Below are 14,200 nucleotides of genomic sequence, written 5' to 3'. Positions count from 1 at the left end.
CGCTCACCCGGTGCCTGCGCGGTGAAGTCACGGCCGATCAAGTCCGGCGCCGCGACGGCGGCGATACCGGGCTTGGTCAGCGACCTGCGTCGGCGTCGGGTGATCCCGGCGATCTCACGCTCACGCATGATCCGCTCGACCCGTTTGTGGTTGATCACTTGGCCGCGGCGGCGCAGCTCCACGGTGACCCGCGGGCTGCCGTAGGCGCCGCGATGGGTGGCGTGGATCTCGGCGATCTCACCGGCCAACCGATCCTCCCGCGCGGCCCGTTCGTCGCGGGCAGGGGCGGCGGCCAGCCACTCATAGAAGCCGGGGCGACGAACATCCAGGACACGACACAGCCGGGCGACGCCGAAGGCGTCACGGTGTTCGGAGATGAACCGGTAGCTGCAGGTCAACGACCCATCTCCTTGGCAAAATACGCGGCTGCCTTCCGCAGAATCTCCTTCTCCAGCTCCAACTCCGCCACCCGCTTGCGCAGCTCGCGGAGCTCCCGCTCCTGCTCACCGACAGTCGTCTCGCTCGATGGGGCACTCTCGCCGCGTTCGGCGTTGCGGACCCAGTTGCGCAGGGTTTCGTGATTGACCCCCAGCTCGCGGGCCACCTGCGCCAACGGACGAGTCGAGGAACGCGCCAACGCGACCGCGTCCTGACGGAACTGCTCGGGATACTTCGACGAACGAGACACAGAGACATCCTTCCCCAAGCCGAAGCCAGGGATCAGGGTGTCCGGTCGGCGGGGGGAACCTCAGCCCACTTGATCATCTGGTGGCTCCGTTCCCCTCGTTATACGGTTGCGTACATCGAGAGGCTATCCCGGTTATACGGCACCGTATAACCAATCGAAGGTGAGGTGTGCCATACATGGGAGCGTTGCGCACCCCGCGGGAGAAGTGGGTCGAAGAGGGACTGCGGGCGCTGGCCTCGGGCGGCGTGGATGCCGTCCGCGTCGAGGTGCTGGCCAAGTCGCTCGGGGTGTCCAAGGGCGGGTTCTACGGACACTTCGCCGACCGGGACGAACTGCTGACCGAGATGCTGGACGCCTGGGAGCGCGAGAGCCTCGACGACGTCGTCGCGCGGGTCGAGCAGGAGAGCGGCGACATGATGGCCAAGGTCCGGCTGGCCGGACAGCTCACCTTCTCCGGCGACCGCCTGCTTCCCATCGACCTGGCCATGCGCGACTGGGCCCGACGCGACCAAGCCGTCGCCGAGCGCCTGCGCCGCGTGGACAACGGGCGCATGCAACTGCTGCGTGACGCGATCAGCACCTTCTGTCCCGACCCGGACGAGGTCGAGGCCCGCAGCCTGCTCGCCTTCTGCATGGCGATCGGCAGCCACTTCCTCGCCGCCGACCACCCCGGCCGCAGCCGCGTCCAGGTCATGACCCGCGCCAGCGAACTCTTGCTCACCCGCTCGCCGGACAAACCCGACCAGTGATCGCTACCTCAGGTCGCGCAGGGCGGCGTCCAGTTCCGCGAGGAGTTTGGTCTTCGGTCGTGCTCCCACCAGCGCTTGCACCGGCTGACCGTCCACAAAGAGCATCAGGGTCGGCAGTGACATCACCTGGTATTTCCGGCCCGTGAGCGGGTTCTCATCGTTATTGATCTTGACCACGGTGAGCGAGTCGGCTCGTTCGACGGCGATCTGCTGGAGCACCGGGACAATCATGTGGCACGGCGGGCACCACTGGGCCCAGAAGTCGACCAGGACGGGCTTGTCGCCGCGGAGGACCCGCGCTTCGAAGGTGTCGTCGGTGACCGTCGAGAGCTCGCCGGTCAGGCTCGTCGGGGACATGGCTACTCCTTGAATTCGGATGGTTCGGCCACTCGGCAAGGATCGGGCTGGCGTGCCCAGGCGGCGGTCAGCTTGGTCACCAGACCGGCCCGGACCGCGGCGAGCCGTTCGAGGCAGGCGTCCACCTCGGCGAGTTTGCGCTGGTAGACCTCGATCGAGTCGGCGCAGGAGTCCCCGGCCTCGTGGCCCGCGCGCAGACACTCGACGAACGGGCGGGTGTCGTCCAGGGTGAGCCCGACGGCCTGCAAGGTCCGGATCTCGTCGACGAGGCGCACGTCGTCCTCGTCGTACTCCCGGTACCCGTTGGCCGTGCGCCGCGCCTCGAGCAGGCCTTGGGACTCGTAGAACCTCAGCGCCCGGGTGGTCGTCCCGGCACGTTTGGCGAGTTCGCCGATTCTCATGTGGTCGACGGTAAACGTTGTCGCACGCGTCAAGGCAAGCCCATATCATCGGCCGGTGAACTGGGGCGTGGCCTGGGGAGCAGCGGTTCGGTATCGTGTTCCCGCCGACAACCGCGACTTCCTCCTCAACTTCAGCGCGGGACGCTAGTCGGTCCGCAGGCTTTGTCGGGCACGGACGGCTTGCGCTGGAAGGCGACAGTTGGACCGACCTCGCCGCGCTGCGGTGCGTCGTTGCGTGAGATCGCCGCTGTGCGCGGCACACCAGTCGACCTCGGGCGGATCAGAAAGCGGTTTCGCCGGCCACACCGGTTCGCCTACGGGAGCGTCGAGTTGGCGGTGTGCCAATGCCGCCTCGTGACGAGCCTGGACGTGTCGAGTTTGCCGGAGTTTCCCAGGCGAGGCGTGGTTTCGTTGGAGCGTCCGACAGTTGAAGCGATGGCCGAGGCATTGCGCGCCGCGAACTGTTCGTGGAAGCCGACCTTGCGGCAGCCGCCGGGCAGACCGCGTTGTATACCGATCCGACTACCGGAATCCGGGCGGAGGAGCCGACGACGGCTTCGGTGTGGGCCCTGAGGTCCTGGCCTGACATCCACCGCTAACGCTGCGGTGCGATCGATCCTATGTGGACTTCCGTTATCGAAGTCCAGCCGGGCGCGGCGGCCGACTATAGTTCCCCGCACATGACTACGACGACTGGCTGCGTGAGCTGCGGCGGAACTGTGGCCCCGGACGGTTATTGCTGGCACTGCGGCACCGGGCAACCAGGCTTCCGTGCCCGCCTGGAGATCACGGCGGACAATGGTGCGGCCGGGGTCAGCGACCGAGGGCTCCGCCGCGGTGTCAACGCCGACGCGGTGGCGTTGGGCATGGTCGACACCTGGACACTCGGGGTCGTGTGCGACGGGGTTTCCATGTCGCCGCGGGCTGAGCGGGCCGCGCAGGTGGCGGCCGAAACCGGTCTGGTGGCCCTTGCGGCGACACTTCGTGGTGGGGCCATACCCGAAGTCGCCCTGGTGGGCGCGGCCCTGCGGGCGGGTCGCGCCGTCTGCGCCTTGGCCGAGTCGGTCCACGCCGCCCCGGCCTGTACGTATGTCGCGGGTATCTGCGGTCCCGCGGGTATGTGGGCGGGCAGTGTCGGCGACAGCCGCGCCTACTGGCTGCCTGACGAGGGACCCGGGATGGTCCTGACCGAGGACGACACCGCGGACGACGAAGTCCTGGCCGCCTGGCTCGGCGCCGACGCGGACGAGCCCGCGCCGCGGATCCGCAGCCACCGGCCACGCGGGCCGGGTTGGCTCCTGCTGTGCACCGACGGCCTGTGGCGTTACCTCCCGACCGCCGAATCCTTGCGCGCCACCCTTTGCGGCCCGAGTGGCCTGGATAACGCGCGGTCACTCGTCGGGTACGCCCTCGACGCCGGTGGACACGACAACGTCACCGCACTTCTCATGCGCGCGCAGGTCGGCGTCGAACCCGTGCTGCCCACGGCGGTGACCACGATGCACGGTCGCAACCAAAGCGCTGCAATGGATCCCGGCGTGTCCTGATCTTGCGGTGAGCCACTGAAAGTACCCTTCGCCTGCCGCGGCGGCGTACTGGGCGCCGCCGCAAACGGAAGGATCACCATGAGCGACCTCGACGCGACCCTGCACTTCGACGGCCCCCTCTTCGTCGAGGACGACGTCGAGCAGACGACCGAGACCGCACCCGCGGCTCAGGACGCCGACGAATCCGCGTCCTGAGGCGTTGTCGCCTGACTGGAGAACGTGAGACCGACTGGCCGTGCCTCCACCGCGTGGTCAGTCGGGTCTGACGAGGTCCCGATCGGTTCCGGGCAGGCCGTGGCAGGCGGCGCGTTCCACCAGGATGTTCAGCGCTCCTGAATCCGGTGGGTGCGGCCGCGCACTCGCTCAGCTCGACGCGCTCGGGTACCGGCCCGACCACTGCTGAAATCGCGTTCCTTCGGCGGGCTTTCGCAGTAGGCTGCCGCTGTGGTGACGTTCGACGAGATCAAGACCAGTGATGACGTCCGCGCTGTCCTCGCCGCGCATGGGATTGGTTGTCGTTCCGTGGCCCGGTTGGGCGAGGGGCAGGACAACGTCGCCTTCGAGGTGGACGGTGAGCTGATCGTGCGGTTCGCCAAAGGGGACACCGACGTGCTGCGGGAGGCGAGGCTCCTTGAGGTCGTCGCCGGGGTCTCGCCGTTCGCGGTGCCGACGCCGGTGTTCGTGGAACCCGAGTGCATGGCCTACCGCAAGCTCCCCGGCGTCCCGCTGGTCGACCTGACTCCACCGCCGGGGATCGCGAAGGTGCTCAACGCCTACGTCGACACGTTGCAGGCCATTGCGGTGGACGCGGTGGCCGGGTTGGTCGACACCGACGACGATCCGGTCGGCCAGTGGCTGGCCGAGGCCCACGAGAGCTACGCGGCGGTGGAGGTTCCGCCGGAGTACCGCCGCTCCGTCGAACGATTCCTCGACACCGAGCCGCCCGCCCGAACCGAGCCCTCCGTGTTCTCCCACAACGACTTGGGCATCGAGCACGTCCTCATCGACCCCGTCACCGGCGACGTCACCGGCATCATCGACTGGACCGACGCCGCCCTCTGCGACCCCGCCTACGACCACGGCCTGATCTACCGCGACCTCGGCGTCCTCATCGACGGACCGCTCGCCGAACGGGCGGCTTTCTACGCCCGCTGCACCGTCCTCGAAGACCTCGCCTACGGCACCCAGTCCGGCATCCAGCGCTACGCGGACGAGGCGCGGAGGTCACTGCGGCACCTGTTCGAGCCGCTCGAACCGAAGAGGTAGGCCGTCGGTCGGGATCGGCAGCGCGGTGGGGTCCCAGCGGACCTCGTAGCCCTCTGGGAACGACCAGCGGAACGTGCGGACCATCTGCGCCACCAGCGTCTTCACCTCCGACATGCCGAAGTGCATCCCGATGCACTTGTGCACCCCGCCACCGAACGGGATCCAGGCATACCGGTGGACCTTGTCCTCCCGCCTGTCCTCGGCGAACCGCAGCGGGTCGAAGCGCATCGGGTCGGGCCAGTACTCGGGCAGCAGGTGGTTGATCCACGGCGTCACCATGATCTTGGTGCCCTCCGGCACGAAGTGGCCCAGCAGGTCCGTGTCCTTGACCGTCTCCCGAACCAGCGACGGCACCGGTGCGACCAGGCGCATGGACTCCTTGATCACCAGCTCCAAGGTGTCCGTCGAGTCCTCGGCGAGCACCTCCGCGCGGACCTTGTCCTGCCACCCCTGGTGTTTCCCAAGGAAATACATCACCGCCGACGTCGTGATGGTCGACGTGTCGTGCGCGGCCATCATCAGGAAGATCATGTGGTTGACGACATCGTCGTCCGAAAACACCGCGCCGTCGTCGGTCTTCGCGTGGCACAGGGCGGAGAACAGGTCGTCGTCCGCGCTCGCCCGCTTCGAAGGCAGGCTGCGCCGGAAGAAGTCCTCCAGCACCTTCCGCCCGTCGAGCCCGGCCTTCCATCGGCCGCCCGGCACCGGGTGCCGCACGACCGCTGTGCCCGCGCGGACCGTGTCGACGAAAGCCTTGCGCAGCACGGCGGCTTCCGCGCCGATCTCAGTGGCCATGAAGACCTCGGTCGCCACATCGAGTGTCAACTTCTTCAACGCCGGGTACACCTCGAACCCCGGCGTCTCCGGCCACAGTGGAATCTCCCGGGCCGCGAGCTCCGCGACTTTCCTGGTATAGCCAGCGATCCGGTCGGCGGTGAACGCCTCCTGCATCAGCCTGCGGTGGTGGTGGTGCTCCTCGAAGTCGAGCAGCATCAGCCCGCGGTGGAAGAACGGTCCGATGAAGAACGTCCAGCCCTGCTGCGAATACGCCTTGTCCTTGTTGGCCAACACGACCTGCGCCGCTTCCGGTCCGGCGGCGGACACCATCGTCGTGCCGAACGCGCGGACCCAGGTCACCGGGCCGAAGCGCTCATACCGACGGAGCCCGAAGTCGATGCCCTGGCGCAGGACGCCGATGGTGTGGCCGAGCACGGGCGGGCCGCTGTCACCCAGGATCGGCCGTAGGCCCTCAGGAGCGGGAGTGTGCTCGCGCACCGGCCATGGCCGGTCGCTGATCCACCGGTCGAGTCTGTCTACAACGGACACCCGAGCCTCCTGTCTACGAGCCGTGTGCCGCCTCCCGCAGGACCGCCATCGCCAACCCGGCGATCTCCGCTGTCAAAGCGGGTCGAGACTTGACCCTGCCCGTGCGGGGCAGGTCGTTCACCACCGTCAGCGCCGCGTGCACCGCGACCCTGGCCTCCGGCTCGGTCAGGGCCGGACCCATCTCGCGCAGCAACCGGACCCACTCGGCGACGTAGCCGCGCTGCAGCCTGCGCAGCTCCTTGGCGTCGCGCTCGGGCAGGTTGACCAGTTCGCTCGTGTACACCGCGATCAGGTCGTCGGAACGCTGCACGGTGTCGGCATAAGACCTGGTCAGTCGGTGCAGCGCGTCGGCGGGGTCGGCCGCCTCGGCGAGCGCGGTGTCGAGGCCGAGTTGCAGCCGGTCGGCCATCCGTCGGCTCGCGGCGAGCAGGATGTCGGACTTCGCGGCGAAGTGCCGGTAGATGCTGGGCCCGGCGATGCCGGTGACCGCGCCGATGTCCTCCATGCTCACCGCGTGGTAGCCGTGGTCGCGGAACAGCCTGGTCGCGGCCGTGAGGACTTCTTCACGCCGAGATGCGGGCATCTGCGTGCGGGCACGCCACGCTGCCTGGGGGGCGTCCTGAGTGGCCGGGACCACATCGCTGAGCACGACGGCCTCGGCCAGCCGGGCCAACAGCAGCTCGAACGGCTCGCGGGCGAAGTTGACGTGGTGGTCGCCCACACTGCCGTACACGCTCATCGCGGCGAAACTGAGCAGGTGGGCATCCGCGGCGGACAGCTCTGGACGCAGCCCGCGCAGGCCCGCGATGACCTGCGCGAGCAGGGTGCCGACCCGCCTGCGGATCTCCTTCTGGTCGCCTTCGTGCAGGTGACGGCCCTGCCAGCGCCACAGCGCGGTCAGTTCCCGCTGCTCGATGGAGACCGCGGCGGCGGTGTGCAGCAGTGGTCCCACGCAGCTGTGCGGGTCGCCCTCGGCGGCGGCGGCGACGTCGCGGAGCCGGTCGGTCAGCACGTCGACGCCCGTGAGCAGCACGTGGCCGAGGACGGCCTGCTTGTTGGGGAAATGCCGGTAGACGGCCGGCCCGGTGATGCCCGCCGCGGCGGCGATGTCGTTGACGCCTACCGCGTGATAGCCACGCTTGCCGAACAGGTCAGCGGCCGCCTCGGCCAACTGGGCCTTGCGGTTGCGTGGTCTGCGTACCGGCGCCGCTGTCACCTAACCCCCTTCAGTGAGACTCGACTAACCACGTTAGAGCAGGGCCGAGAGGTTGACAACCTGCGAAACAACGGCACTATGTTAATGGGCATTAGCTCAAGAACTTGAGGAGAGGATCGGACGAGCGTGAGTACCGAAGCCTTCATCTACGAGGCGATCCGCACGCCGCGCGGCCGCGGCAAGAAGACCGGATCGCTGCACGGGGTCAAGCCCATCTCGCTCGTCGTCGGTCTCATCGACGAGCTCACCGCGCGCCACCCTGACCTCGACCCGGCGACCATCGACGACATCGTGCTCGGCGTGGTGTCCCCGGTCGGCGACCAGGGCTCGGTCATCGCGCGCACCGCCGCTGTCGCCGCCGGTCTGCCGGACACGGTGGCGGGTGTGCAGCTCGACCGGTTCTGCGCCTCAGGCCTCGAAGCGGTCAACACCGCGGCCGAGAAGGTCCGCTCCGGCTGGAACCAGCTCATGATCGCCGGTGGCGTCGAATCGATGTCGCGTGTGCCGATGGGCTCCGACGGCGGCGCCTGGTTCAACGACCCGGAGACGAACTACGACTCGTACTTCGTCCCGCAGGGCATCAGCGCCGACCTCATCGCCACCATCGAGGGCTTCAGTCGCGACGACGTGGACTCCTACGCCGTCGAGTCGCAGAAGCGCGCGGCGGCCGCGTGGTCGGCCGGTTACTTCGCCAAGTCCGTGGTCCCGGTGAAGGACCGTAACGGCGTGACGATCCTCGACCACGACGAGCACATGCGCCCCGAGTCCACTGTGGAGGGTCTGGGCAAGCTCGGACCGTCGTTCGCGGGCATCGGCGACATGGGCGGCTTCGACGCGGTGGCGCTGCAGAAGTACCACTGGGTCGAGAAGATCAACCACGTGCACACCGCCGCGAACTCCTCGGGCATCGTCGACGGCGCCGCGCTGGTGCTCATCGGCAACGAGGAAGCCGGTCGGGCCGCGGGCCTGACCCCGCGAGCGCGCATCGTCTCCGCCGCGGTGACCGGCGCCGAGCCGACCATCATGCTCACCGGCCCCACCCCGGCCGCGCAGAAGGCCTTGGCGCTGGCCGGTCTGACGCCGGACGACATCGACCTGTGGGAACTCAACGAGGCCTTCGCCGCGGTGGTCCTCAAGTTCATGAAGGACCTGAAGATCCCGCACGAGAAGATCAACGTCAACGGCGGCTCGATCGCCATGGGCCACCCGCTTGGCGCGACCGGCGCGATGATCACCGGCACCATGGTCGACGAGCTGGAGCGGCGCGGCGCCCGGCGCGCCCTCATCACCCTGTGCATCGGCGGCGGCATGGGCGTCGCGACCATCATCGAGCGCCTTTGATCGTCGACCCGCCCACCCGCCAGCTTGATCCCGGAGAGAACACAGATGACTGAGAACATGTTCAAGTGGGAGTCCGACGCCGACGGCATCGTGACCCTGACGATGGACGACCCGGGCCAGTCGGCCAACACGATGAACGACACCTTCCGCGTGTCGCTCACCGAGACCGTCGACCGCCTGGTGTCCGAAAAGGACTCCATCACCGGTGTCGTGATCACCTCGGCGAAGAAGACCTTCTTCGCCGGTGGCGACCTGCGCATGCTGATCCAGGCCGGACCGGAGGACGCGCAGGCCATCACCGAGCGCTGCGACGGCATGAAGGCCGACTTCCGCAAGCTGGAGACCCTCGGCAAGCCCGTCGTGGCCGCCATCAACGGCGCCGCCCTCGGCGGCGGCCTTGAGCTCGCGCTGGCCACGCACTACCGGGTCGCGCTCGACGTCAAGGGCAGCGAGATCGGCCTGCCCGAGGTGTCGCTTGGCCTGCTGCCCGGTGGCGGTGGCTGCGTCCGCGTGCCGCGCCTGATCGGCATCCAGAGCGCGCTGCTCAACGTGCTGCTGCAGGGTCAGCGGCACAAGCCCGCCAAGGCCAAGGAACTGGGCCTGGTCAACGAGGTCGTGTCCACCCCGGAGGAGCTGATCTCCTCGGCGAAGGCGTGGATCAAGGCCAACCCCGAGGCCGCGCAGCCATGGGACGCCAAGGGCTTCAAGATCCCCGGCGGCGCCCCGTCGCACCCGGCGTTCGCGGCGAACCTGCCCGCGTTCCCGGCGAACCTGCGCAAGCAGCTCAAGGGCGCGCCGATGCCCGCCCCGCGCAACATCCTCGCGACCGTGATCGAGGGCTGCCAGGTCGACATCGACACCGCGCAGAAGATCGAGACGCAGTACTTCGTGGACCTCGTGGTCGGCCAGGTCGCGAAGAACATGACGAAGGCGTTCTTCTTCGACCTGCAGGCCATCAACAAGGGCAACAGCCGCCCCGACGGCCAGCCGCAGTACACCGCCCGACGTGTCGCGGTCCTGGGTGCCGGAATGATGGGCGCGGGCATCGCGTACTCCAGCGCCCGCGCGGGCATCGAGGTCGTGCTCAAGGACGTTTCCCTTGAGGCGGCGCAGAAGGGCAAGGCGTACTCGGAGAAGATCCTCGCCAAGGCCGTGTCCCGGGGCAAGCTGACCCAGGAGAAGGCCGACGAGGTCCTGGCCCGCATCACGCCCACGGCCGACCCGGCCGACGTGGCCGGGGTGGACCTGGTCGTGGAGGCCGTCTTCGAGTCCCCGGACCTGAAGAAGAAGGTCTTCGGCGAGATCGAGGACCTGGTCGCGCCCGACGCGCTGCTGGGCTCCAACACCTCGACGCTGCCCATCACCGACCTGGCGAACGGGGTGAAGCGGCAGGAGGACTTCATCGGCCTGCACTTCTTCTCCCCGGTCGACAAGATGCCGCTGGTGGAGATCGTCGTCGGCGAGAAGACCAGCGATGTCGCGCTGGCCAAGGCGTTCGACTACACGCTGCAGATCAAGAAGACCCCGATCGTCGTCAACGACAGCCGCGGCTTCTTCACCAGCCGCGTGATCGGCACCTTCATCAACGAGGCCGTCGCCATGATCGGCGAGGGCGTCGCGCCGTCGTCGATCGAGCAGGCGGGCCTGCAGGCGGGCTACCCGGCCGCGCCGCTGCAGCTGCTCGACGAGCTCACCTTCACCCTGCCGCGCAAGATCCGGCAGGAAACGCGTGCGGCCATCGAGGCGGCGGGCGGCACGTGGGACGTGCACCCGTCGGAGGGGGTGCTGGACCGCCTGATCGACGAGTTCGACCGCAAGGGCCGCTCCTCGGGCGCGGGCTTCTACGAGTACGACGACGAGGGCAAGCGGACCGGCCTGTGGCCCGGACTCGCCGACGCCTTCGCCGCGGGCAGCGTGGAGGTCCCGTTCAAGGACATGCAGGAGCGCATGCTCTTCGCGGAAGCCCTTGAGACCGTGAAGTGCTTCGACGAGGAAGTCCTGCGGACCGTGCCGGACGCCAACATCGGGTCCATCTTCGGCATCGGCTTCCCGCCCTGGACCGGTGGTGTCATCCAGTACATCAACGGCTACCCGGGCGGCATTCCCGCCTTCGTCGCCCGCTCCCGCGAGCTGGCCGAGCGCTACGGCGACCGGTTCAACCCGCCGGCGTCGCTGGTGGAGAAGGCTGAGAAGGGCGAGATCTTCGAGTAATCGCTGGTGATGAGGGGCTGCCCACCGCTTCGGCGGTGGGCAGCCCTTTCTATACTGGGCTTTAGCGCTTCTTCCGTTAGTTCACCATCAAGGAACTCGGCCGCCTCATGACCGCCCGACGGATCAACCTGCCAGCCCGCACCCACGACATGGGCATCTACAAGCGCTACTTCGACCTCATCGCCACCGGCCGCAAGACGACTGAGATCCGCGTCGACGACTCCAGCCGCAAGAAGATCAAACCCGGTTCGCTGATCCGATTCCGCTGCCAAGGCGACGAGGTCCTCACCCGCGTCACCCGAATCGCCCGCTATAAGTCGTTCGACGAGATGTTCGACCATGAGACTGTCGCCTCGGTCAACCCGCTCGCGACCCGCGAAGATCAGCTCGCCAATATCCGACAGATCTATCCTCCCGAGCGCGAAGCGCTCGGCGTCGTCGCCATCGGCATCGAACTCGTCGACCCATCCCGGCCCGCCTGACTCGGTCCGACGCCCGTGTCAGCAGGCCATCATGAGGCCCCGCGGGGGATTGCCTGCCTGCGAACGACAGGGACCGACGCCCGGTTTGCACGCTCTGGCCGTCGCGCCGGTGATGTGGGGCTGCCCACCCCTTCGGCGGTGGGCAGCCCGGTTCGCTATCGGAACTCATGGATGAGTTCGATGGGGCCGACGATGTGGTCGTTGAACTCGTCGAGATCCTCGGCGGGGATCCACAGTTCGAGAATGGTTCGGCCGCCCGCCTGCTGGACCGGGTATCGGGTCAGGAAGTCGCTGTCGACCTCGAACCGGGTTACGTAGCCCACGCCGTGATGCGGAACGTTCCACTCCTTCGCGATTTTGACCGCGTAGTCCTCGTTGAGGACGGGATAGAAAATCGGCTGCTCGGGGAGCCTGGGCGGCCACCGTCGCCAGTCCGCCTGGCGCAGCAGGTCGAGCTCCTCCGGGCCGGTGGGGCGCCACAGGGTGGTCGTTCTGACCTGGCTCATGGTTCTGCTCTCCAGTCGGCGGAGTTCGCGATGGATTGTCGGCCGAGGACACCGTCGAAGTCTTGTCATTTTGCCTCGATCGCCCGCGCTTCCCGCATCGCGCGCCCGATCTCCGCTGCCTTCTCCCGCTCTGAACTGGCCCATGCCATCGCCTCGTGGTGATGGTGGCGGTCGATGTCGGCGATCTCGTTGTAGAGCCTGGCGGCCTTCTCACGGAACGCTTTCCACTCGGCGGGCGGAGCGGAATAGGCGGGCCGGAAGCTCATCACCAGCTCGTGAGTCTGCGAAAGCGTCTTAGGCGGCGTCGGACGTGGCATGACTTGACTCAACCGCTGCTGATCACCGCGAACCACAGCATCTGGGGCGCAGCGAGTGGCGCAGAAATGACGCAAAGCGGCGTTGAGCAGCGACTCTGAGCTACCGTTGTCGCACTGCGGGTCGTCGGAAGGAGTGGAATGCCCAAGCGCGTGCGGCTTGCCCGTGCACGGAAGGCGGTCGGGCTCGGCCAGGAGGCGCTGGCTCAGCGATTGGGCGTCGAACGGTCCACGGTCGTGCGGTGGGAAACGACCACGATCGAACCTCAGCCATGGATACGACCACATCTCGCGACCGAGCTGGGTTGCACGCCCGACGAACTCGCCGGAATGCTCAGGTCCTTCGTCGAACCGACAAACCCCGAGCCTGAGCAGGAAAGTCACCCACTCCTCGCTGGGCTTCGCCGGGCGATGTTTGGTGGCGCCGAAATGGCATCCATACGTGCGCTGCCTTCCGTCGACGACGTTCATCGCCTGTACCAGCAGGCTGATTACGAAGCCACCGCAAGGGTTCTTCCCTCGTTGATCACCACGCCCCAGCCTTCGAGTTCGTCTGCGGCCACCTATGTCGTCGCTGCGAAGCTGGCCACGGAGATCGGCGATTCGGCTCTTGCATGCGTGGCCGCCGATCGGGCATTGCGGTCCGCGATGGAGAGCGAGCGGCCCGCGCTGGTGGGCGTGGCCCAGTACCAAGTCGGATGCGCCTTGCTCAAGGCCGGTCACCGGGCCGCCGCCGAGGAATGCGCAGTTGTGGCGCTGGAGCCGTTGTCGGACAAGAAGGACCGCGCAGCGTTGTCGGCGCGTGGTGCGTTGACCCTGTTGCTTGCCGTACTGGCGGCGAGAGAAGGGGCTTCCGCTGTAGCCGGCCGCCGTCTGATCGAGGCGCAGGTGCTTGCGGCTCGCCTTGGTGTGGACGCGAACCATGGCTGGACGGCGTTCGGGCCGACGAATGTGGCGATCCATCAGCTCTCGGTGGCGACCGCGCTCGGCGACGCCCCTTCGGCGCAGCGGCTCGGGGAGCGGATCGACACCGACCGCCTGCCCGCCGTCCTTCGTGGCCGCCGGTCGCAGGTGCATATCGACCTCGCTCAGGCCGCCGCGGATCACGGCAGCGACGCGGTCGCCGTGCTGCATCTACTGGAGGCGGAACGCGTGGCGAAGCAGTCTGTGTCGCGCAACGCCGCTGCGCGCGGCGTCCTTGTCACATTGCTCGGTCGCGAACGGCAGGGCACGACGCCCGGCCTGCGCGCGCTGGCCCGTCGCGCTGAGGTAGCTCGATGAAGGTCGTCTACCTCGTGGTTTCCGCCGCACCGCCCGCCCTTCAGGTCGGCACGCTCATCGATGCCTTGCAGGACAACGGATGGGACGTGTGCCTCGCGGCCACGCCGACAGCCGCGGGTTGGCTTGACCTTGACGCACTCACCCGCCAGACCGGAAACCCGGTGCGGCACGACCTTCAGTCCGTCGAATGGCCGCACGCCGACGTGATCGTCGCGGTCCCGGCCACGTTCAACACGATCAACAAGTGGGCGGCGGGCATCAGCGACTCGTTTGCGCTAGGCATTCTCAACGAGTCGATAGGGCTGAGAATTCGCACCATCGTCTGCCCGTACGCGAAGGCCACCCTCGCCGCGCACCCGGCCTTCGACCGCAGCCTGCGATCGCTGGAGAGCTGGGGAGTCGAGGTCCTCCCGAACGAGTGCATTCGAACCGGCTGGAACCCCGTCCTCACCGCTCTCGACCGTTAGCAAAAGCAACCACAGGGTGATCAAATCCTGACTTTGATCTCAACTGGA

16 protein-coding genes are annotated in these 14,200 nt (G+C 67.8%); 8 read left to right on the top strand and 8 right to left on the bottom strand.

The genetic code is table 11. The features are described 5' to 3' along the window. Positions 1-398 (bottom strand): IS3 family transposase (locus tag GPZ80_RS16650; protein WP_187221268.1); only part of this gene is annotated, 398 nt, incomplete at its 3' end. Continuing rightward, positions 395-688 (bottom strand): transposase, encoded by a 294-nt coding sequence (locus tag GPZ80_RS16645; protein WP_187221267.1) that lies wholly within the window; start codon positions 686-688, stop codon positions 395-397. The genes GPZ80_RS16645 and GPZ80_RS16650, both read right to left, overlap by 4 nt. A gap of 176 nt (positions 689-864) precedes the next feature. Here GPZ80_RS16645 and GPZ80_RS16640 point away from each other — a divergent pair, with 176 nt between their 5' ends. Next, on the top strand, positions 865-1,437 hold the full coding sequence (locus GPZ80_RS16640) for a TetR/AcrR family transcriptional regulator (protein ID WP_187221266.1): 573 nt from the start codon (positions 865-867) through the stop codon (positions 1,435-1,437). Between the two features lie 3 nt (positions 1,438-1,440). Here GPZ80_RS16640 and trxA read toward each other — a convergent pair whose 3' ends face one another. Further along, the gene (gene trxA, locus GPZ80_RS16635) at positions 1,441-1,794 is read right to left on the bottom strand and encodes a thioredoxin (protein ID WP_187221265.1); all 354 of its coding nucleotides are present in this window, start codon (positions 1,792-1,794) and stop codon (positions 1,441-1,443) included. 2 nt (positions 1,795-1,796) lie between these two features. Further along, positions 1,797-2,195, bottom strand: a complete 399-nt coding sequence (locus GPZ80_RS16630) for a MerR family transcriptional regulator (protein ID WP_187221264.1) — start codon at positions 2,193-2,195, stop codon at positions 1,797-1,799. Positions 2,196-2,875: 680 nt separating this feature from the next. Here GPZ80_RS16630 and GPZ80_RS16625 point away from each other — a divergent pair. Both GPZ80_RS16625 and GPZ80_RS16620 read left to right on the top strand, forming a co-directional pair. Continuing rightward, complete coding sequence (locus GPZ80_RS16625) at positions 2,876-3,742, top strand: PP2C family protein-serine/threonine phosphatase (protein WP_187221263.1); 867 nt, start codon at positions 2,876-2,878, stop codon at positions 3,740-3,742. Between the two features lie 444 nt (positions 3,743-4,186). Further along, positions 4,187-5,008: a phosphotransferase family protein gene (locus tag GPZ80_RS16620; RefSeq protein WP_222719391.1), complete on the top strand. Its 822-nt coding sequence runs from the start codon at positions 4,187-4,189 to the stop codon at positions 5,006-5,008. Here GPZ80_RS16620 and GPZ80_RS16615 read toward each other — a convergent pair. Both GPZ80_RS16615 and GPZ80_RS16610 read right to left on the bottom strand, forming a co-directional pair. Next, entirely contained in the window at positions 4,967-6,334 is a 1,368-nt protein-coding gene (locus GPZ80_RS16615) for a cytochrome P450 (protein WP_187221262.1), read from the bottom strand. The genes GPZ80_RS16620 and GPZ80_RS16615 overlap by 42 nt on opposite strands. A 13-nt stretch (positions 6,335-6,347) precedes the next feature. Then, positions 6,348-7,550 carry a TetR/AcrR family transcriptional regulator gene (locus GPZ80_RS16610; RefSeq protein ID WP_187221261.1) on the bottom strand — a complete coding sequence of 401 codons (1,203 nt, stop codon included), beginning with the start codon at positions 7,548-7,550 and terminating at the stop codon, positions 6,348-6,350. Positions 7,551-7,676: 126 nt separating this feature from the next. Here GPZ80_RS16610 and GPZ80_RS16605 point away from each other — a divergent pair, with 126 nt between their 5' ends. The 3 genes from GPZ80_RS16605 (at position 7,677) to GPZ80_RS16595 (ending at position 11,584) form a co-directional block, all read left to right on the top strand. Further along, a complete protein-coding gene (locus GPZ80_RS16605; protein WP_187221260.1) occupies positions 7,677-8,891 on the top strand; it encodes an acetyl-CoA C-acetyltransferase in 1,215 nt (404 codons plus the stop codon). Between the two features lie 45 nt (positions 8,892-8,936). Beyond that, on the top strand, positions 8,937-11,102 hold the full coding sequence (locus tag GPZ80_RS16600) for a 3-hydroxyacyl-CoA dehydrogenase NAD-binding domain-containing protein (RefSeq protein ID WP_187221259.1): 2,166 nt from the start codon (positions 8,937-8,939) through the stop codon (positions 11,100-11,102). A gap of 107 nt (positions 11,103-11,209) precedes the next feature. Next, a complete protein-coding gene (locus GPZ80_RS16595) occupies positions 11,210-11,584 on the top strand; it encodes an ASCH domain-containing protein (RefSeq protein ID WP_187221258.1) in 375 nt (124 codons plus the stop codon). 155 nt (positions 11,585-11,739) lie between these two features. On the opposite strand, the gene GPZ80_RS16590 is transcribed toward GPZ80_RS16595, so the two are convergent. Then, positions 11,740-12,090, bottom strand: coding sequence for a hypothetical protein (locus GPZ80_RS16590; RefSeq protein WP_187221257.1), 351 nt, complete (start codon positions 12,088-12,090; stop codon positions 11,740-11,742). Positions 12,091-12,155: 65 nt separating this feature from the next. Further along, entirely contained in the window at positions 12,156-12,407 is a 252-nt protein-coding gene (locus tag GPZ80_RS16585) for an AMED_5909 family protein (protein WP_187221256.1), read from the bottom strand. Between the two features lie 138 nt (positions 12,408-12,545). Between GPZ80_RS16585 and GPZ80_RS16580 the strand changes: the two genes are divergently transcribed. After that, positions 12,546-13,685, top strand: a complete 1,140-nt coding sequence (locus GPZ80_RS16580; protein WP_187221255.1) for a helix-turn-helix transcriptional regulator — start codon at positions 12,546-12,548, stop codon at positions 13,683-13,685. Continuing rightward, complete coding sequence (locus GPZ80_RS16575) at positions 13,682-14,152, top strand: flavoprotein (protein ID WP_187221254.1); 471 nt, start codon at positions 13,682-13,684, stop codon at positions 14,150-14,152. The genes GPZ80_RS16580 and GPZ80_RS16575 overlap by 4 nt, the downstream gene beginning before the upstream one ends. Positions 14,153-14,200 lie beyond the last annotated feature (48 nt).

Source organism: Actinokineospora xionganensis (assembly GCF_014323725.1).
In the GTDB taxonomy this organism is placed as follows: domain Bacteria; phylum Actinomycetota; class Actinomycetes; order Mycobacteriales; family Pseudonocardiaceae; genus Actinokineospora; species Actinokineospora xionganensis.
This window is presented reverse-complemented; position numbering and strand designations above follow the sequence as displayed.